The organism is Agarivorans sp. D1326 (assembly GCF_056958115.1).
Genome location: NZ_JBTWEN010000003.1, coordinates 461,697 through 480,482, shown reverse-complemented (window position 1 = coordinate 480,482; position 18,786 = coordinate 461,697). Strand labels below are relative to the sequence as shown.

The 18,786-nt window shown below is 41.8% G+C and carries 16 protein-coding genes, 1 other RNA gene and 1 pseudogene; 12 read left to right on the top strand and 6 right to left on the bottom strand.

Features of this window, described 5'->3' with window-relative positions; all coding sequences use genetic code 11:
• The 8 genes and pseudogenes from ACYFDN_RS08725 to ACYFDN_RS08690 form a co-directional block, all read left to right on the top strand.
• Nucleotides 1-268, top strand: a pseudogene (locus ACYFDN_RS08725) (IS3 family transposase); the annotation flags it as partial.
• Nucleotides 261-770 carry a hypothetical protein gene (locus ACYFDN_RS08720; RefSeq protein WP_483510781.1) on the top strand — a complete coding sequence of 170 codons (510 nt, stop codon included), beginning with the start codon at nt 261-263 and terminating at the stop codon, nt 768-770. The pseudogene ACYFDN_RS08725 and the gene ACYFDN_RS08720, both read left to right, overlap by 8 nt.
• Nucleotides 771-1,309: 539 nt before the next feature.
• Nucleotides 1,310-2,185: a HamA C-terminal domain-containing protein gene (locus ACYFDN_RS08715; RefSeq protein WP_483510780.1), complete on the top strand. Its 876-nt coding sequence runs from the start codon at nt 1,310-1,312 to the stop codon at nt 2,183-2,185.
• A gap of 30 nt (nt 2,186-2,215) precedes the next feature.
• Nucleotides 2,216-4,684: a DEAD/DEAH box helicase gene (locus ACYFDN_RS08710; RefSeq protein ID WP_483510779.1), complete on the top strand. Its 2,469-nt coding sequence runs from the start codon at nt 2,216-2,218 to the stop codon at nt 4,682-4,684.
• Nucleotides 4,685-4,754: 70 nt separating this feature from the next.
• Nucleotides 4,755-5,891, top strand: a complete 1,137-nt coding sequence (locus tag ACYFDN_RS08705) for a phosphoribosyltransferase-like protein (protein WP_483510778.1) — start codon at nt 4,755-4,757, stop codon at nt 5,889-5,891.
• Nucleotides 5,892-6,138: 247 nt separating this feature from the next.
• Nucleotides 6,139-7,302, top strand: coding sequence for a reverse transcriptase family protein (locus tag ACYFDN_RS08700; RefSeq protein ID WP_483510777.1), 1,164 nt, complete (start codon nt 6,139-6,141; stop codon nt 7,300-7,302).
• Between the two features lie 418 nt (nt 7,303-7,720).
• The gene (gene recN / locus ACYFDN_RS08695) at nt 7,721-9,385 is read left to right on the top strand and encodes a DNA repair protein RecN (protein WP_483510776.1); all 1,665 of its coding nucleotides are present in this window, start codon (nt 7,721-7,723) and stop codon (nt 9,383-9,385) included.
• Nucleotides 9,386-9,461: 76 nt separating this feature from the next.
• The gene (locus tag ACYFDN_RS08690) at nt 9,462-9,821 is read left to right on the top strand and encodes an outer membrane protein assembly factor BamE (protein WP_483510775.1); all 360 of its coding nucleotides are present in this window, start codon (nt 9,462-9,464) and stop codon (nt 9,819-9,821) included.
• Nucleotides 9,822-9,872: 51 nt separating this feature from the next.
• On the opposite strand, the gene ACYFDN_RS08685 is transcribed toward ACYFDN_RS08690, so the two are convergent.
• Nucleotides 9,873-10,217 (bottom strand): RnfH family protein, encoded by a 345-nt coding sequence (locus ACYFDN_RS08685; protein ID WP_483510774.1) that lies wholly within the window; start codon nt 10,215-10,217, stop codon nt 9,873-9,875.
• A 2-nt stretch (nt 10,218-10,219) separates the two neighbouring features.
• Nucleotides 10,220-10,648: an SRPBCC family protein gene (locus ACYFDN_RS08680; RefSeq protein ID WP_016401010.1), complete on the bottom strand. Its 429-nt coding sequence runs from the start codon at nt 10,646-10,648 to the stop codon at nt 10,220-10,222.
• Nucleotides 10,649-10,749: 101 nt separating this feature from the next.
• On the opposite strand from ACYFDN_RS08680, the gene smpB reads away from it, so the two are divergent.
• The 3 genes from smpB (at nt 10,750) to ACYFDN_RS08665 (ending at nt 12,938) form a co-directional block, all read left to right on the top strand.
• Complete coding sequence (gene smpB / locus ACYFDN_RS08675; RefSeq protein ID WP_016401009.1) at nt 10,750-11,235, top strand: SsrA-binding protein SmpB; 486 nt, start codon at nt 10,750-10,752, stop codon at nt 11,233-11,235.
• 88 nt (nt 11,236-11,323) lie between these two features.
• Nucleotides 11,324-11,690: a transfer-messenger RNA gene (gene ssrA, locus ACYFDN_RS08670) on the top strand.
• A 198-nt stretch (nt 11,691-11,888) separates the two neighbouring features.
• Entirely contained in the window at nt 11,889-12,938 is a 1,050-nt protein-coding gene (locus tag ACYFDN_RS08665) for a CNNM domain-containing protein (RefSeq protein WP_040306974.1), read from the top strand.
• A gap of 101 nt (nt 12,939-13,039) precedes the next feature.
• Here the strand turns inward: ACYFDN_RS08665 and ACYFDN_RS08660 are convergent, their stop codons facing one another.
• The 4 genes from ACYFDN_RS08660 to ACYFDN_RS08645 form a co-directional block, all read right to left on the bottom strand.
• The gene (locus tag ACYFDN_RS08660) at nt 13,040-13,291 is read right to left on the bottom strand and encodes a DUF2999 family protein (RefSeq protein ID WP_472590367.1); all 252 of its coding nucleotides are present in this window, start codon (nt 13,289-13,291) and stop codon (nt 13,040-13,042) included.
• Between the two features lie 168 nt (nt 13,292-13,459).
• Nucleotides 13,460-13,909, bottom strand: a complete 450-nt coding sequence (cynS, locus tag ACYFDN_RS08655; protein ID WP_483510773.1) for a cyanase — start codon at nt 13,907-13,909, stop codon at nt 13,460-13,462.
• Nucleotides 13,910-13,954: 45 nt separating this feature from the next.
• The gene (locus tag ACYFDN_RS08650; RefSeq protein WP_483510772.1) at nt 13,955-15,676 is read right to left on the bottom strand and encodes a bifunctional protein-serine/threonine kinase/phosphatase; all 1,722 of its coding nucleotides are present in this window, start codon (nt 15,674-15,676) and stop codon (nt 13,955-13,957) included.
• Between the two features lie 14 nt (nt 15,677-15,690).
• On the bottom strand, nt 15,691-16,548 hold the full coding sequence (locus ACYFDN_RS08645) for a formate/nitrite transporter family protein (protein WP_016401003.1): 858 nt from the start codon (nt 16,546-16,548) through the stop codon (nt 15,691-15,693).
• A 501-nt stretch (nt 16,549-17,049) separates the two neighbouring features.
• Between ACYFDN_RS08645 and ACYFDN_RS08640 the strand changes: the two genes are divergently transcribed.
• Nucleotides 17,050-18,774, top strand: a complete 1,725-nt coding sequence (locus ACYFDN_RS08640) for a tetratricopeptide repeat-containing sulfotransferase family protein (RefSeq protein ID WP_483510771.1) — start codon at nt 17,050-17,052, stop codon at nt 18,772-18,774.
• Nucleotides 18,775-18,786: the final 12 nt, after the last annotated feature.

Genomic DNA, 18,786 nt, shown 5'->3' with positions numbered 1-18,786 from the left:
ACTTTAGAAAGCTACTGACTGAATTGGGTATAAAGCCCAATATGAGCCGCAGGGGAAATTGTTGGGATAACGCAGTAGTAGAAAGCTTCTTTAGCAACTTAAAGAAAAAGTACGCAAAACTAAGTACAAGACGAGGGATGAGGCTAGGCAAGCTATGTTCCACTATATCGAAATGTTCTACAATCCGAAGCGACGACATACTAACAATGACCGTATGTCTCCTGCTGACTTTGAGCAGCAGTATTTTGAGAACCTAGAAAGTGTCTAGGATTCTCAGGCCTTACCAGTATTTAGAAAACATCGAAAGATATAAACCAGTCGCATTAGGTACTTTTGATGTCAATAGAGCCATTGAGTACACAGTTGAACAGTCGTCAGATTGCGCTCATCCCTCTCTTTCGCTCAATGGCTTATCTAGGAGAGCAATAGCAGGAGAGAACTCTCGAAAGTTAGCTTTAGAGTACACACTCCCCTGGTGTTATAACTCTTGGTGTGTAGATACAGAAGAAGGGGGCGAAAACTGTGCAAAACTAATTGTTTACAAGGCTGAAAAAGAAAATGTATCTGGATTTGCTAAACTATCCAAACACTTCTTCGGAAAGCAATCTAATGAAGAAGTCGATACTCCAGACTTAACCTTTGTTGCTGTTTATCGATATAACGTCGGTGAAGTCCATGATTTTGAGAGTGTTCTCTCCACGATGTCTGATAAATATGGCCTGCCATTTGAGCAAACAGCAAATTTGGCAGAGGAGCTTTATCTAAACTAATGGCTATGTTCCTCTTAACTGTTGCTACACTCAAAGTAGGCAAAGTTAAGAGATAACACCCTAGTGCCAAGTTCATTTCCGCAAGTTCGTCGCCCAACTACAAGCGCTCACTGATAGCCAATCTAGCTGTGTTGAAAAGCTGTGTAATGTTGTAATAATGCTAGAAGATTTGTCAATATCAACTCGGCCTTACAGTTCCCAGTGGGTGACTTCAGTAACTCTTTTAAACTGTTCCATTTCGTGTTAGTGTTTTTATTATCAGCATCTTTTAAAACGCGTACTTGTTCTACTAAGGGTTATGCTTATTCAGCTTTGCGAGTCAGGGCTACACTTGAATTGTTCTTTCAATAATAGTTCCCCAATACACGGACTGGTGGTACACGGACCAAATCGTCACCAAGTTTATTTCGCACAATTTAATCCCGTCTTACAGGTAACCAGATCTTTGTTTAAGCAACCATGGCGCAAGAAAGTGTAAAGGCATTCCATAACACTAAACTGGTTTCACAGCATAACAAGTATAAAGGGATAAGCATTTAATGAAGTTTGATCACCTCTTGTCTAATACTGAGTCTTTAATGAACCAAATCTATTGGTTTAAACAAGACATAGATTCCCCAAAAGGGGCATCTCATAGAGGAGTATCGATAAAATACGTTGATATTCAAGAAAGGCGTTCAAGTTTTATACGTGAACTTAAAAGTACGGCATTAAACTGGGTGTATTCGACAAGCAAGTATAGTCAGCTTTTCGCTCAAGAAATGCAGGCAAGAAATGGAGATGTTCAAAATACTTGCTCATACCTAATGCAAGTCGCAGATCAAAAGTTTAGGAAAGGTTGTCCGCAGGGTCAGTATGGTGAACTCCTTTTGTTTAACTTCATTCAACATTTCTTTAGAGCTCCTCCATTGTTACGGAAAATGTCTTTGACAACAAACCCTGGATTGGAGCGACACGGCGCTGATGCTATTCATTACCGCGAAGATAATTCTAGTAAATGCTTTATCCTAGGTGAATCAAAATGTTATGAATCTAAGTACAAGTTTAATGAAGCCTTACAAGCTTCAATAAATAGTATTGTCGATTCATTTGAAAACATTGATAACGAGTTGATTTTGTATCAGCTTGATGACTTCATTGACCCTAACCTTCAAGATATTGCTAGGCAGTTGAAAGATGGCACATTGGAATCACCGCGTTTCGAATTGGTTTGTCTCATTGCTTATGAAGAAACCCAAAAGGTCGACGGACTAACTCAAACAGAAATACAAGACAAGATTGAAAGTTGCCTCGCTTACAGATGGCAAAATGTCAAAGAGAACCTCTATAGCGGTGTTCGTCCAGCGATTGTGGAGCGGATTCACTACGTAGTATTCCCTAGTTGGTCATTAGATGACCTCCTCAACGAATTTTAGTGCCTAGTTTTTATGACCGATAGAACCATCTTGAGACAATTACTTGAAATCGAACTCAATAACTTCGCAGTAAAAATGAGTTTGATTGATGCTGAACATACATACATACCCTACAAACTATGTCTTGAAGCTCTCAACTTACTCAAAGACGTTTCGAACAGTGAAGATACTGACTTCAACAGGCAAATTGCTATTAGTATCGTTTCACTATTGTGGACTCACTCAGAAACATCAATTAAAGACAATCTAAGACAGATCATTACTCCTATCTTATCTTCCATGGGATTTTCTCCAAGCTCTATGATGCTAGACGAGCAACTTAGAGAAGAAGGCGTTTACTCCCCGATGAATAGCTATATTGATAAGTTAAGAGTACTAATCCATGACCGAAAAAATCAAATAACCATCGGTGAAAAGACGTACACACTTACTGGCTTTCAATCCGACCTTTGGCGGGCAATAGAGCAAAATAGATTAGTAGGTATCTCAGCTCCGACCTCAGCAGGTAAGTCCTTTCTAATATATCTAAAAATTATTGATATGCTAAAGCAAGGGGCACGTAAGTTCGTCTATGTGGTGCCAACTCTGAGCCTTATTAGCCAAGTAACGGCAGACTTATCCAAGCTCATGCGTGAGCATAGTATAAGGGACATCGATGTATTGAATTCCTTTGAAGAAGAGCTCGAAGAATTCATTTATGTCGTCACTCAAGAGAGAGCAATTGCACTTTTCTCTGAGTCAGGTGTTAGCAATTTAGATATGCTGGTTGTAGACGAGATTCAAAACATTGAAAAGGTTGCGAATGAAGGTGAAGACCGCTCCAAAGTTTTATACGATGTTTTAATAGATGTTCGGAATGATGCCAATGTAGATAAGATCATTTTGAGCGGGCCAAGACTTAAAAATATCGGGGGGCTTGGGTTTAGGATCTTTGGTGAAGTATCAGAGGAAAAGCAAATTGACTCTCCTCCCGTTTTAAGCCTTACCTATTCTATATCCAAAAAAAGGGGGACTTATCTTCTTAACCAATACTCAGCGCTTTTTGATGTACCGTTACAAAGGACTATAGAAAAATCTAACCATATTAATGGATTAGGGCAAGTTCAGTACACGCCAAAGTTCAATGGCTACTTACATAGGACGCTTTCTAGCCTTTCTGATGACGTAAATGTTGTTTTTTCACCTACCTCAACACAAGCGAGAAAATCGGCTGATCAATTCGCAAAGTATATAGCAGCAGGTAATAGTAAAGCGTTGGATAGCTTATCCAACTACCTAAGAAGCTCTGTACATTCAAACTACGAGTTAGCAAAAATAGTGAAGTCTGGTGTTGCTTACCATACTGGAAAGACACCTATGCATGTTAGAAAAAGCATAGAGCATGCTACTTCGAAGCAGTTTATTAAATATTTATTTTGCACAACTACCCTAATGCAAGGTGTTAATCTTCCTGCGAAAAATGTAATTGTCCGAAACCCGAATCTCTTTACCAAAAGAAAGCAAGATAGTATCAGTTTATCAGCTTATGAGTTTGCCAACTTACGAGGGCGTGCAGGGAGACTACTTACCGACTTCATAGGTCGAACTATCGTTCTAGATGAAGGCTCTTTTGACTCAGAAAATCATGGAAACAGTGGTTCATCTTTATTTCCTGAAGAATATAAAGACATCCGCACAGGCTACCAAGATATCTATCAACAGCATGCGGATTTTGTTGATGAAGTGCTTTCTCGAGATCAAGTAGTTGATGGTGCACCATCAAAGGCGCTCATTACACATATAAGGCAAATGCTCTATAGACATGGTAAAGAGAAAGGCGTTTCAAGACTCAAAGATGTTGGCTTGCACCTAGAGGTAGGTCTAATCAATGACATAATGAAGAGCCTTGAGAAACTAGATGTTGAAAGAGACCTTGTTTTAGCTAATAGGTACTGGGATCCTGTTGATTTGGCGAAGTTAACTCAAATTTATCAGTCTAATTATCAACCACTTGCTACAAATGTTTTCGAACCAGGCATGTATCAAGGCTTCTTAGACTGGATGTCTACCATGCGTATGGAGTTTCCTTATTACTTCAAACGTTACCTAGGTACGATAGACAATGATGCATATATGTATGGTGTTGCTAAAAGTGCTGAGAGCTGGGTAAGAGAAAAGCCTTTACGTGATATTCTCCATGCAAGATTTCATTCTGATGATGACGGTATTGATAACAAGATTGACTCGGAAATAGAAAAACTTGGGAAACACGTGAGTTATGGTTTACCTATGTTGTTAAAACCAATTGCAGACCTAGGGAATAAGAATTCGAGTATCATTTCTGTTATTGAGTTAGGCATGCACACACCATTAGCTAGATACCTATCTGATAGGGGAGTTCCCAGAGAGACTGCTATCAAAGTGAGTCAACTTCACCCTTCAAATGTCCAGTTCGACAAGAACCTAACAAGAAGAATGTTGAGCTACTGGGAGTTACAACATATGCAACATATACTTTAGATTAAGTTTTCAGATATCTATGAAAATTGAAGTACTATCAATGGTGTTTTAGACCCTTATGCTAAGTAACATGAGTTATTGCCAATCCTTCATCAAACAGTTTAAAACTGTAGATCAAGGGCTGGCTCGCGACTTACTTGACAGCTTGGTGGTAATACCAACTAGTCGAGTAATCAACGATTTATCGTATCAACTTGAACAAATTATGATGCAATATGATAGTGTCGCGATTTATCCGATAAGAGAATTGTTAAACGGAGAAACGAGCTACTTCGATAAGGAAGATGACAATATAGTCCCTCTGCTTCAGCAAGGCAGTGAGCCATTAGGTAGTGAAGCATTTGTATCCAATATAATTACTAACTTATCAAGAGCCTTCAAACGGAAAGTTATAAAACAACAACAACTTTCCCCCTCTCTCTCATTACTACGATCAAAGAAGTGCCAAGCGATATTGCTAGTTGATGACATGATCGGCTCGGGTAAAAGAACCTCTGATTTTATTAACGCTGTTTATAATCACAAAACAATTAAAAGTTGGGTTTCAGGGCGCAAGTTAGATATACATGTGGTCTCTTTTATGGGCTCTGAGCAAGGACTTGATTATCTTGAGTTCTGGGGAAAAAAAGCTAGAGTCAAAATTCACAATCTTGCGGCATGCCCCACTTTCTATGACTTACCAAATCATCAAGCCTTGCTAAGGTTATGTGAAGACTATGCTCATGAAAAAGAGCTTATGCCTCTGGGTTTTAAAAAAACTGCTGTGCGGGTTGTATTTACACATTCCGCTCCAAACAATTTACCAGCAATCTTGTATAGAAATACATTTAACTACAAAGCGGCCTCAACATCGAAGAGAGGCGTGACAAAAGTTTGGAAAGCTCTGTACCCAGCTCGCTCGATACCCGTGCAGTTAAGAGTAAATTTGGAGCATATAGATGAACAACAGATTCCTACATCAGCACGATTTAAGCAGTTTCTAGGTGCAGTGAATGATGGTTTTACAAATGCTAATGATATACACCTCATTTTGAATTGGTCGTATTCTGTATGCCAAGAGGTTCTTAATTTGATGATTGATATGGAGTTATTGATAGTTGACTCCTCAGAGATCTCCATTACTAAGCGAGGAAAAAAAGAGCTTTTACGATGGAAAAAGGACAACTATCATATTGAATTTAATGATAAAAACTATTATCCTCGGTGACGTTAGTTGGGCCGTGAGCGTATTGCAGCTAGTTTAGCCATATGGCTTACATGTGGCGCACTATTTGGAACCAGGATAGTGTTCGACCTTAACTTTTTAAGTTAAGGAAGGTAACTCGGAGAGTATGTTAAGTACTTTCTGTGAAAAATGTCTCGCATTAATCCGCAGCCCACTGCTTCATCAATCTCTGGTGCGTAGCCTTCCGAGTATTGATGAAGCAGTGCTCGGGAGCATCAAAGGTAGCTGTATGACGATCGGCCCAACTCACACCTATATACAAGAAGGCTTACAAAAGGGAATTCCCGAGCAAAGGCTTCATGGTATTGTTTATGAGTCCCTCACAAGAAGTAATACATCGGTTCCGTTTGTATTTAGTTTGAATCACATATGCCACATCACAGGGATAAGCTACCCATATCTCAGAGAGGTCATTCGTCGAAATCTAACTCCCTACCGTTTCCACAAAATCCCCAAAAGAAGTGGAGGTCACAGATTTTTAACAATTCCAGATGTAGAGCTGAAACTGGTACAGACCTGGATCAATAGAGACATACTAGCGTCTCAAGCTCCTCATTTCAGATGCTATTCGTACCACTCAAAATCATCTATTTTCAATTGTGCTAGAGAACATTGTTTATCAAAGTGGCTTATCAAAGTAGACATTGAAAACTTTTTTGACTCTATATCCGAAGTCATGGTCTATAAAGTATTCCGAAAACTTGGTTACAAACCTTTGTTGGCTTTTGAGTTAGGGCGAATTTGCACGTATCAGCCAACACACTTAAGAGCAAAAAACACCTTAAGGTGGCGTAATTTCAATACGAACTCCTCAGATTACCCTTATAAGAGAAAAGGAGTTAGTTTCTTTGGTAGACTCCCACAAGGTGCTCCAACCAGTCCAATGCTGTCAAATCTGGTTTTCCAAGATATTGACGAGGAGCTTCATAGGTATGCTTCAGAGCACGGACTTGTTTATACAAGATATGCCGATGATCTAACGTTCTCGACTGGTGATAAGAAATTTTCGAGAGAAAGAGCGATTAAGGCTGTAAACCATGTAAAAAAGGTTCTTAGATCAAGTAACTTCAGCACGAATAAATCCAAGTTGAAAATAATTCCTCCTGGCTGTAGAAAGGTTGTACTTGGGCTAAATATAGACGGTCAAGAACCTATACTACTCAAAGGTTTCAAAAAACGATTAGAAGGTCATCTTCGAGGCATTGAAAAGTTTGGTATACCGCAACACCTTGAACACAAAAAATTTCAAACCGTGTTTGGTATGGTATCACATATAAATGGGCTGATCGGGTATGCAAAGCAAATTGACTATAAGTATGGGAATAGATCGGAAGCTAAGTTCTCAAATATTCTTACGCAAAATGGAATAGTAAATGAGAACTACCAAACTTAGCAATGACTCAAAGAGCTTTCAACTATTCATTGAACCCAAGCGAGCACCTTAGAGTAGCACTCGCTTTGGTATAATTTTATGAAACCAGTCTCCTACTTCAATTGCAGTTTCCAACTACAATTCCGGGGTTTCCAACTTCAATTGTCGTGATCAAATTACTACCAAACAATTTAGAAAACCAAGATTAGACAGAAGCACATCAAGTTTCAGTTACCAAGAACATCGAGTTCCAAATTGGTAACGTAAGTTGCTTGAATCCGCTGATCATAACCCATCTGCCACTTAAGCCTATGATACATAAGAATTACATCCAAATGTAAAAAATCACACTGTAAGTAATACCTACATTTGATGCTTGCATGTTTAAAAATAGAACTATATATTTATACAGTTACTGTATAAATAGTCAGGTAAGGATATGCTCACTCAATTAAGCGTACAAAATTTTGCGATTGTTCGGTTTCTTGAACTCGACTTACACCAAGGTATGACCACCATCACCGGTGAAACTGGTGCTGGTAAATCTATTGCCATTGATGCGCTAGGCCTATGTTTAGGCAATCGCGCCGAAGCCTCTGTAGTTAGGCAAGGCGCAGATAAAGCCGAAATTAGTGCTCAATTTGATTTAAGCAATAACCAAGGTGCCCAGCTTTGGCTGCAACAAAATGAACTGCTAAGTGATGATGAGTGTATTCTACGCCGAGTAATCACTAAAGAGGGACGTTCGAAAGCCTATATTAATGGAACAGCAGTACCCGCTGCGCAGTTAAAAAGCTTGGGCCAATACCTTGTCAGTATTCATGGCCAGCACGCCCATCAACTATTATTAAAACCAAGTCAGCAGTTAAGCATTGTTGACCAATATGCAGCTCACCCTCAACTTATTCAAGACGTTAAACAAGCTTACCAAACTTGGAAAAGCTTATGTAACGAGAAAGAGCTAGCAGAACAACAACAAAATGAATTGGCTGCACAACGTCAGTTACTTGAATACCAAGTCAAAGAGTTAGATGAGTTCGCCCTGCAGCCGGGCGAATACCAAACTATTGAGCAGCAGCATCAATGTTTGTCTCATAGCACCGAGCTACAACAATCAAGCTATCAACTTACTCAGCTACTTGGCCACGATGAGCAAGTAAACGTATTAGATATGCTAGGCCAAGCCTGCAAAACAACCAGCCAACTGCTCGAATTAGACCCTAAACTAGATGCAATCAATAACCTATTACACGAAGCTCAAATCCAAGTAGAAGAAGCCACTCAGCAGTTAAGTAGTTACAGTGAGCAATTGGATTACGACCCAGAGTTATTTGCAGAATTAGAAGAGCGTTTAAGCCAAGCCTTAGAGCTTGCAAGGAAACACCAAACAAACCCAGAACAACTGCCAGAGCTGCATCAACAGTTACAACATCAACTAGAACAACTAAGCCAACAAACAGAACGCTTTGAACACCTTGCCGAAGATATTGATAAGGCATGGCAACAATATTTAGCTAAAGCTAATAAGCTGTCTAAAAGTCGAGAGCGCGCCGCTAATAGCTTAAGCAAACAAATCACCAAAGAAATTCACAACCTAAGCATGGCAAAAGCCCAGTGTGAGTTTTCTTTACAAAGTGACGAGCAATTTACCAACGCCAACGGTATTGACCGAGTTGAATTACTGGTGCGCACTAACCCAGGCCAACCGATGCAGGCTATCGAAAAAGTCGCATCCGGCGGCGAGCTCTCACGCATAGGCTTAGCAATTCAGGTGATTTGTTCCGCCAGTATCTTAACCCCAACGCTAATTTTTGATGAAGTGGATGTGGGTATTAGTGGCCCAACTGCCGCAGTGGTTGGCGGCATGTTACGCCAGCTAGGTAAACAATGCCAAGTATTGTGCGTCACTCACTTACCGCAAGTTGCAGGCCACGGTCATCAACAAATGCTGGTGAGCAAACAGCAAAAGAAAAACGAAACGATAACAAACATGCAAGCCTTGGATACAGAACAACGCCTTGGAGAACTAGCCCGCTTGCTTGCAGGTGATGAAATTACCGCTTCGGCGCTAGCAAACGCGCAAGAATTATTGATTAAGGATTGAATTCTTAGCATTCCAAGCTTCTTTTTATGGCAAGGCTTAGTTATGATGCTTGCCTTAACAAGGAGCTTCGATTCACATGCGTTTTACTGCCAAAATTTTTGTTCTACTAGCCAGCATTGGCCTAATTGGCTGTTCTGCCTTCGACTGGATGGTATATAAAATTGATATTCCACAAGGCAACTACATTGATGATGCCAAAGTAGAACAGCTCCGCATTAACATGACTAAGGAGCAAGTACGGTTTGTACTAGGTACTCCAATGTTAATTGACGCCTTCGATAAAGAACGTTGGTATTACTTATACAGCTATCAAAGTGGCAACGGTGATTTTGAGAAGCGCGATTTAGTGATTCAGTTTGTGAATGACCACTTAGCCTTCATCGAAGGTGACTACCAAGTCAGCGAAGACTTTATGCAACCGCTCGACGCCGGTTAAATACAAAACATCAATAAAAAAAGCCAGATTAATCATCTGGCTTTTTTGTTTCTAGTTATCTGCTTTTTTCGTTTTTGGCCTGCCGCCAGTTACCTTACTGGCTCGCCCTTCTGCTTTAGCCCTCTCAGCACGAATTTTTCGCAACTCTTTAGGGTCTGCTATCAATGGACGATATATTTCAACTCTATCACCATCTCGTAACTCCTGAGCGAGTTTTGCTGCTCGGCTAAATATGCCAACCGACGCCTTCTCAGGCTCAATTTCAGGAAAATGCTGCACTATGCCAGATTGATGAATGGCCTCCAAAATACTGCACCCCTGCTCAACCTTTAGCGCCAACAATACTTGATGCTCTGGCAAGCCGTAAACCACTTCTACATTTATTAGATCCGACACCGTTAATATACCTGCTTGGCCCGCTCAACAAAGGCTTGCACCATATTGCCAGCTAATTCATTAAATACACGGCCAAACGCCGCCGCTATTAGTTTGTTGCTAAACTCAAAATCTAAATCCAACATCACTTTACAAGCTTGCTCGTCCAAGGCCACAAAGTTCCATACCCCAGTTAAAGATTTAAACGGACCATCCACCAATTTCATTTGAATGGACTGATCTTCAGTGAGGGTGTTTTTAGTCACAAACTTATTTTTTATGCCTGCTTTGGCAACCCCAACTTCGGCTACCATACTAGAAGTACTTTCTTCTAATATTTCACTATTCACACACCCAGGTAAAAACTCAGGGTAGGCGTTTATATCATTAACTAATTGGTACATTTGCTTAGCGCTAAACATCACTAAGGCACTACGGTTTACTTGCGGCATGAACCCACTCTTTCATCAAATCTGCACACATTTTATCATTAGCTGAGCTAATCCGCACATTATCAGTTTTAAAGCCCCGCCGCATCGGTATAATAGCCGCCATGAGCAAGAAAAAATCAAAATCAAAAGCTGGTTCCAATACCATTGCGCTAAACAAAAAAGCGCGGCATGAATACCGTATCGAAGACAAGTTTGAAGCGGGTATGGAACTACAAGGCTGGGAAGTAAAATCCATGCGAACCGGAAAGGTAAATATCGCCGAGAGCTACGTATACGTGCGCGACGGCGAAGCCTTTGTTTCTGGTTTAAACATTCAACCACTAATTTCAGCCTCAACCCATGTTGTGGCAGATCCAACACGCATTCGCAAACTGCTTCTTAATCGCCGAGAGCTAGATAAGCTTATTGGTGCGGTTGAGCGCCAAGGCTATACCATTGTTGCAACGGCTTTATACTGGAAAGGCTCCTGGGCCAAACTAGAAGTAGGCTTAGCCAAAGGTAAGAAAGACCAAGACAAGCGTGAAGATGAAAAAGATCGCGAATGGCAACGCACTAAAGACCGCGTAATGAAGCACAGCTTCAGATAGTTTTACCCTATTGGGTAAATAAGCAGCGTTTAAACAGCACTGTATATCCGCACGCCGTTGGCTTGTGTTACAATGCTTGAGAAATTCCGGGGCTGAATTGGATTCGACAGGATCAGGAAGGCTTGTGGAGCATGTCGTGGGGCGGTTTGCCACGTAAAAAGCCGCAAAAAAATAGTCGCAAACGACGAAAACTACGCACTAGCAGCTTAATAACCTGCTAGAGCACTTCTACCCTAGCTTCCGCTTGTAAGACGGGGAATCATAGAAGTTCAAACCCAAACAAGATAGCGAGGGATGCTTTGACTAGAGAGCTGAACCGCGAAATATAATTCTGGTATGTTAGTAAGTGGCGTGTTTGTTCGCAGCTTGCTAACGAGAATAAAGACAAACTAAACATGTAGCGCCATTGGTTAGAATGGTTTTGGACGCGGGTTCGAAACCCGCCAGCTCCACCAATTCTACAAACGAAGACACCTAAGGGTGTCTTTTTTTGTGCCTCATATTTACCACCCAAGTTATGTAAATCTAAATATTCTTCTGCCCTTTTGTTGATATAACTTGATAAACTGCGGCTAACGACAGCGGCAAGACTATTTGTGGCAGCGTTACTGCACGCCCAACAGTGTATTTGGGTTTATAAAATGGTGGATTAAGTGTTTCTTTTAGTAAGTTTTTTGTGTCTTGCTATTATTGTTTCATTTTTGTGTTCTGTGCTAGAGGCGGTACTACTTAGCGTTTCTCCTAGCTATATTCAGCTGCAACAGCAGCAATATCCTAAAGTTGCAGAGCGGCTCGCCAAGCTAAAAGCGAGTATCGATAAGCCGCTGGCGGCGATTCTTACCCTAAACACTGTTGCTCACACTGCCGGAGCCGCTGGTGTGGGTGCACAAGTAGCAGAGCTTTATGGCTCACAATACTTAGCCATTTCATCAGCAATTATGACGGTACTGGTATTAGTATTGTCTGAAATTGTGCCTAAAACCTTAGGAGTGACTTATTGGCGCCAACTTGCGCCGTTTGCCTCTTGGTTGCTGCCTTTGATGATTAAAGTGTTTTACCCTTTTGTGTGGTTAAGTGATCGCATCACTGCACGTATTGGTAAACAGCAAGAAGATTTTTCAAGCTTGCGTGACGAAATTAGTGCTTTAGCCGAACTTGGCCACCAGCAAGGTGTGATTGAGCAAGGCGAGTCGCAAGTATTACGTAACCTACTTCAACTAGAAAAGTTAAAGATTACTGAAGTGATGACTCCGCGCGCGGTAGTGCAGCGTGTTGAACTAAACAGCACCGTGGCGAGCTTTGTTGAAGAGCACTTAAGCCAGCCGTTTTCGCGTTTTCCGGTATACCAAGGTGAGCGCGACAACTTTGTCTCTTACGTGCATAAACAAGATGTTTTAGGCGCAGCTGCAAGCGGCAATGGCGACACACAAATAAGTGATTACTCGCGTAAGTTGCTAATGCTGCCAGCTAGCGTAAGTGTTAGGCATGCTTATCAAAGCTTGTTACAGGCTCGAGAGCTTATTGCAGCAGTAGTGAACGAATACGGTGAAGTACAAGGCTTGCTTACCATGGAAGACATTATTGAAACCCTGTTAGGCCAAGAGATTACCGACGAAACCGATGCCATTGAAGACATGCAACGTTTAGCTCGCTTCCAGTGGTTACGCCGTTTACGCAGCAAAAACCAACGCTATAGTCGATAAGTTCTAACGAGCCTAGAAGCAAACGTAACTTTAAGTAAACAAAACTTTAAGCAAACAGCCAATCTTCAAGCGCTAAAGTCGACAGTTTTAGCGCTTTTTTCTTATTTATTAAGCTGTTCTTTAGCTGCCTCTACTTTGGCAAAGTCTAAACCTAATTCTTCTACTGCTTCTTTAATCAAAGCTGGGTTCTGCATCACCTGTCCCATCAGCAATTGCAATTGTTCTTGAGGCAAACCTAATTGGCCAATAGTCGCCATAGCAGCAAGGGGGTTTTGAGTAAGCACTTCAAAAAGCTCACTGATTTGCTGGTCACTAATATTGTTCTCTCTCAACATGGCAAGAATTGGGTTCATCACATTACCTTTTAGGCTAAATAAAATTAGGCGACAGTTTAGCTTTGTAGGTATGGAATTGACCAGTACTCATAGCAACAACTTTGTAGATCATGGGTCAGTATCTCGCTATGACGTTCACAAAAAAGCCAGCGTGGTGCTGGCTCTAATGCTTCATGAGGCTAGCATCTAGTAAGTTTTGTAAGGTAAAAACTTACCCGACAACACTACGTTTACTCTTTCACCTTTAGGATCGGCTTCACGCTTGATGTCCATCGAAAAATCAATAGCGCTCATAATACCATCACCAAACTCTTCATGAATGAGCTCTTTAATGGTGCTGCCGTATACATTTACAACTTCATACCAACGGTAGATAAGCGGATCGGTTGGTACAGCGGTAGGCAGTGAGCCTTTGTAAGGCACAATTTGTAACCACGCGATGGCTTCGTCACTTAACTCAAAAATATCGCCCACGGTTTCAGCTTGGCTTTTATCAAAGGTCATTTGCCCTAAACACGCTGCAGTTGTCCACTCTTTCGATAAACCAATGGCGCTGGCTACCTCGCTCCACTTAATGCCTTTTCTCACCTTGGTTGATACAATTTGTTGAGTTACTTCTTCTCTACTTGATATCATTTTTTTGCTTCCTTCCTTTGATTGAAAAACGAAACAACTCGGTGTTCACCTAAGTAATAGGTACACCACCATAGCCGCCAAAATTGCAGAGATCCCTTGCCATACCGCCACCGGATTGCGCTCTACCAATGGAGCGCGAGCCTTATTCAAAAAAGCTTTGTTGGGTTGGCGTAAATCACAGAGAAATTCGGTGATTTGTTCGTAACGTTTTAAGGGGTTTATGTGCAGCGCTTTTTCTAGGGCATCATCAATCCAAGCTGGGATTTCGCTGTCACTGTCAATTACCGATTGATAGCGTAAGCGTTTTTGCGCTGCATGGCTTTTTGCACCCGCCACTTTAGTACCGTAAGGATAGCGGCCGCTTAGCGTGTAGTAAGTAATTACTGCCAGCGAAAACTGCTCTGCGCGGGTACTGCCGCCAATACCCAAAAACAACTCTGGCGCCGAATATAACGCAGTACCTAGCAAATGTTGCTGGGTAATGTCTTGAGTTTGCTCTGCAAGACCAGCGGCCCATACCGAGCCAAAGTCGATAATTTTAATGGTGCCAGAGCTATCAATCATAATGTTGTCTGGCTTAAGATCTTGATGAAGCATATCCATGCGATGAAAGGCACGTAGGCCTTTAGCAATTTGCTCTACAATTTCCCTCACCTTAGCGAGTTCTGGCTTAGGGTTATCGATAATCCATTGGGCTAAGGTTTGCCCTTCTATGTATTCAAATACCGTATAAAGGTAGTTACGTTGGCGTGGGTTGCGGCTCGCTTTTAACACATAGGCACTGTTAATACGCCGCGCTATCCACTCTTCGGTATAAAAGCGCTCTAAATAATCGGGGTCGTCCCGCAAATCTACCGAAGGTGTTTTTAGTATCACTTGCTCGCCGCTTTGTTCATCCAATGCTAAAAACACGTGGCTTCGGCTACTGGCATGAATTTGTCGAACAATGGTGTAGTTGTCTATGCTCATTCGAGCACTTAACTCTGGGGGAAAAGGTAAAGTCTCTATTTGCTCTTTAAGCTGCAGAGCGCTTTGTTCTGCTAGTTGCTCTACCTTTATGATTTGTAAGCTTAAGTTGTCGTCGCTGCCTGCCTGATAGGCTTTATCAACAATTTGCGCTGCCGCTGCTTCTAAATCGTTGGCACATTGGGCAATAGTATTGTTGATAAGGTCTGCATCAACAAACTCGTACACACCATCGGTAGCCAACAAAAAAATATCACCAGGGCTCACAGGCAGCGTGTGGTAATCAAACTCACAATATTCATCAATACCTAGCGCACGGCTTAAGTAGCTTTTATTATCATTCACCCATAGTCGGTGATCTTTGGTGAGTAACTCTAAGCCCTGCTGATTGAGGCGATACACTCGGGTATCACCAACATGAAAAATATGCGCCTTATTGCCTTTAATCACTAAAGCACTAAGCGTACAAACGTAGCCTTTGTCTTTGTCGTAATGGTAAGGGCTTTGTTGCGACTGGCTATACAGCCAAGAGTTGGTGGCGTCTAAGACCTTTTCGACAGCATGCTGAACCGACCACGTCTCGGAGGTGCAGTAGTAATCATCTAAAAAACTTTTTACTGCGGTTTCACTGGCTATTTGACTTACTTCGCTGCTGCTTATGCCGTCGGCCATCACAGCAGCAAAGCCTTTATGATTGAGTAGAGAGCCACGCGGAGTATAGCTTCCATAACTGTCTTGATTAATGTCTTTGCGACCTTTATCAGAACAATGACCGATGGAGATACTCAGCTGGCTCGTCATCTACTGTCCTTTAATTAAGCGTTGCTAGTAGCCGCTTTACTTGGCGCTTCAACCGCTGCTTTAGCTACTTTTCGCTTAGGCGCGGTTCTTACGTGGGTGGTGTAAAGTGTTAAACCAGTGAAGGCTAAACCACCTACTAGGTTACCCAATGCAGTTGGAATTTCGTTCCATAGGAAGTAATCCATGATTGAGAAATCACCGCCCATAATCAAACCAAATGGGAATAGGAACATGTTAACTACTGAGTGCTCAAAGCCCATGTAGAAGAACAAGAAGATAGGCATCCACATGGCGATTACTTTACCGCTAACGTTAGTAGAAATCATTGCACCTACAACGCCCATTGATACCATCCAGTTACACAACATGCCACGGATGAAAATAGTAAACCAACCAGCAACACCATGTTCTGCATAACCTACAGTACGCGCTTCACCAATGGCAGCAGCTTTAGCACCCACAGCGCCCGCTTCAATGTTAAACCCGTAGGTAAAGATAAAGGCCATCATGAAGGCAACGGTAAGTGCACCAGCAAAGTTACCTAAAAATACAAAGCCCCAGTTTCTTAGCATGCCTTTTACATCAACCCCAGGCCGCTTATCTAACAAGGCCAAAGGCACCAGTACAAACACCCCCGTTAATAGGTCAAAACCCATTAAATAAAGCATACAGAAACCAACAGGGAACAAAATAGCCCCAATGAGGAAGTTGCCTGTATTCACTGCCATGGTAATGGCAAAAATTGCTGCCAATGCCAAGATGGCGCCAGCCATAAAGGCTCGAATAAGAGTATCTCGTGTTGACATGAATACTTTAGATTCACCAGCGTCAACCATTTTGGTTACGAACTCCGCAGGAGCTAAATAAGACATAATATTTCCCTATATTGCTTAAGTAGTAGATAAAAACTGTTGGCTGGTTCTATTCACCTTGGTTTCCCTTGGCGAGTTCACCTTTACAAGTAGAACGGATTTCGTTGCTTCCTTGCTGCTTGGGCCTGTCCCTGACCTACAAAGGGGAAATTGCAATTGTTAAGCCAAACGCCACAAAAAACACACAAAACCCTAACAACACGGCAACTGCAGCCTGATTTTCAAATACAATGTGGCAAAACAAAAAGTGTTTATTTAACTGGATTTGCACCGAGATGTTGATAATTGCACCAATAAAGGCCAACCAACAAGTTGGTGCAGTAGGCTACTGCCGCAACTCCCCAAGCTTGGGCAGCTCAATGATGAAATTAACCGCTAGCTAACACTTCTTCATGAAACATCATTGGCTTTTAGCACTGCGATAAACTACGCATCAAAAACTGTTATTTTGCTTTAAAGTAATGCCAAACAAGTAAACGCTAGACATGATAGGAAGCACTAATGAAGCCTGAGATGCGCCACGCCATTATGGAAAAAGCCGTAAAGGCCTTACAAGCGGGTAAATATAGCCAAGCCTTATCTACCATTGGCAAAATCAACAAGCTTAAGTCTCAGCAAGACTATAAAAGCCTAGAGTTAGAGGCGTTTGTACTTTTTCAACAGCAGAAACTAGAGCGTGCTTTAGCCAGCTATAAAAGTTTATTAGCGCTAAGCGAAAACCAACAACAACGAAGCGCCACTTACAAAAACATGGCTAAGGCAGAAAAACTACTTGGCTTATTTTCATCAGCAATTGAGCATTTTGAACAAAGCTTTAGCTTAACCGGTGAGGCAAATAATGCCGATGTAGCTGCAGCTCTGGGCGAGTGCTACTTAGAAGAAGATAGATATCAAGATTTAAGCAGCTTGGCAGAAAAAATGAAAACGTGGCCGGGACAATTTGCGCCAGCTCAAGCATTACTCATCTCTAGCGCTAAACGTCAAAATCAACGAGCGCTCATATTACGCCTAATTGAAGAGCTATTGAGCCACAGCAAGTTTGTAGAAGAATGGCAGCTAGAATTTTCCATAGACACCCTAATGTTCATTCGCGAGCACCAACAAGCCGAACAACTGTTACAGCAAGCGCAAATTGATTTTGTAAATAAAGCTTGGATAAGTTTTTACCTGGCAGAACTAAGCGCAAGGAACGGTCACAGCGAACACGTTATAGAGTTATTGAGCGACGAACTGATTGACCGTCTCGACTTTATGCGCCAAAAGGCGGCTTTTAAACTACGGGCAGAGGCCTTCGATAAACAGAAAGACTACTCAGCAGCCTTTGCCGATTTTTCGGCCATGGCGAGTTTGAATCACCAACGCGTTCAAGGGCAAACGCGCACAGACAAAGTGGCAGAATTTCAAAAGCTAGACTTGTCTTTCATCAAACAACAAGCTGAGGCCAATGAACCACAACCGGTGTTTATGATGGGCTTTAATCGCTCTGGCACTACTCTGCTGGAGAACATATTAGATACTCAGCCGAACATCGTTGCCTTAAGTGAAACACGTTCTATTTATAATTTAACTCAAAGCATCACTAGCCAATTTAATAAACGCTATCCGCAAGATCTAGCCACACTAACAGAAGATGAGTTAAAACAATTGCGGGAGCAATACTTTAGCTACATCCAAAGCTTAGGTTTAGCTCCGCAGGCCAATAGTCTTATTGTGGACAAGTTTCCGCTTTATACGGTAGATCTGCCATTCATCTTGCAGCTCTTCCCTAAGGCGAAGATTATCTTTTGTTTACGCCATCCAATCGACACATGTTTGAGTAACTTTCAGCAAAACTCTGCCAATAACCAAGAGCAAGCCTGGCTTAACCAACTAGGCGATTGCTTTAAGCGCTACCAGCAAGTATTCAAGCTGTTTAATCGCTACCAAGTTGAATTACCCTTAAATATTCATTTTGTACGTTATGAAGACTTAGTTGAAGATTTAGAGAAAGAAGCCAGCAAAGTGTTTGAGTTCCTCGGGATGTCTGCAAACAGTAGCTATTTAGAGTTTGAGAAACACGCCCAACAAAAAATTGTTATGTCTGCCTCAAGTAACCAAGTAGTTAAACCGATTTATACAGAGTCACGCTACAAGTGGCTTAACTACCAGCAATTCTTGCAACCTCATGTTCCCAAGGTAGCCGAGTTTATTGAGCAGTTTGGCTACCAACACGACGCTCCCCAATAGAGCTTTAGGGGG

Excerpts from the sequence above, each read along its gene's own strand:
- ACYFDN_RS08715 (WP_483510780.1), top strand. The coding sequence starts at position 1,310 with ATGAAGTTTGATCACCTCTTGTCTAATACTGAGTCTTTAATGAACCAA.
- ACYFDN_RS08705 (WP_483510778.1), top strand. The coding sequence starts at position 4,755 with ATGAGTTATTGCCAATCCTTCATCAAACAGTTTAAAACTGTAGATCAA.
- ACYFDN_RS08700 (WP_483510777.1), top strand. The coding sequence starts at position 6,139 with ATGACGATCGGCCCAACTCACACCTATATACAAGAAGGCTTACAAAAG.
- recN (WP_483510776.1), top strand. The coding sequence starts at position 7,721 with ATGCTCACTCAATTAAGCGTACAAAATTTTGCGATTGTTCGGTTTCTT.
- ACYFDN_RS08690 (WP_483510775.1), top strand. The coding sequence starts at position 9,462 with ATGCGTTTTACTGCCAAAATTTTTGTTCTACTAGCCAGCATTGGCCTA.
- ACYFDN_RS08680 (WP_016401010.1), bottom strand. The coding sequence starts at position 10,648 with ATGCCGCAAGTAAACCGTAGTGCCTTAGTGATGTTTAGCGCTAAGCAA.
- smpB (WP_016401009.1), top strand. The coding sequence starts at position 10,750 with ATGAGCAAGAAAAAATCAAAATCAAAAGCTGGTTCCAATACCATTGCG.
- ACYFDN_RS08660 (WP_472590367.1), bottom strand. The coding sequence starts at position 13,291 with ATGAACCCAATTCTTGCCATGTTGAGAGAGAACAATATTAGTGACCAG.
- cynS (WP_483510773.1), bottom strand. The coding sequence starts at position 13,909 with ATGATATCAAGTAGAGAAGAAGTAACTCAACAAATTGTATCAACCAAG.
- ACYFDN_RS08650 (WP_483510772.1), bottom strand. The coding sequence starts at position 15,676 with ATGACGAGCCAGCTGAGTATCTCCATCGGTCATTGTTCTGATAAAGGT.
- ACYFDN_RS08645 (WP_016401003.1), bottom strand. The coding sequence starts at position 16,548 with ATGTCTTATTTAGCTCCTGCGGAGTTCGTAACCAAAATGGTTGACGCT.
- ACYFDN_RS08640 (WP_483510771.1), top strand. The coding sequence starts at position 17,050 with ATGAAGCCTGAGATGCGCCACGCCATTATGGAAAAAGCCGTAAAGGCC.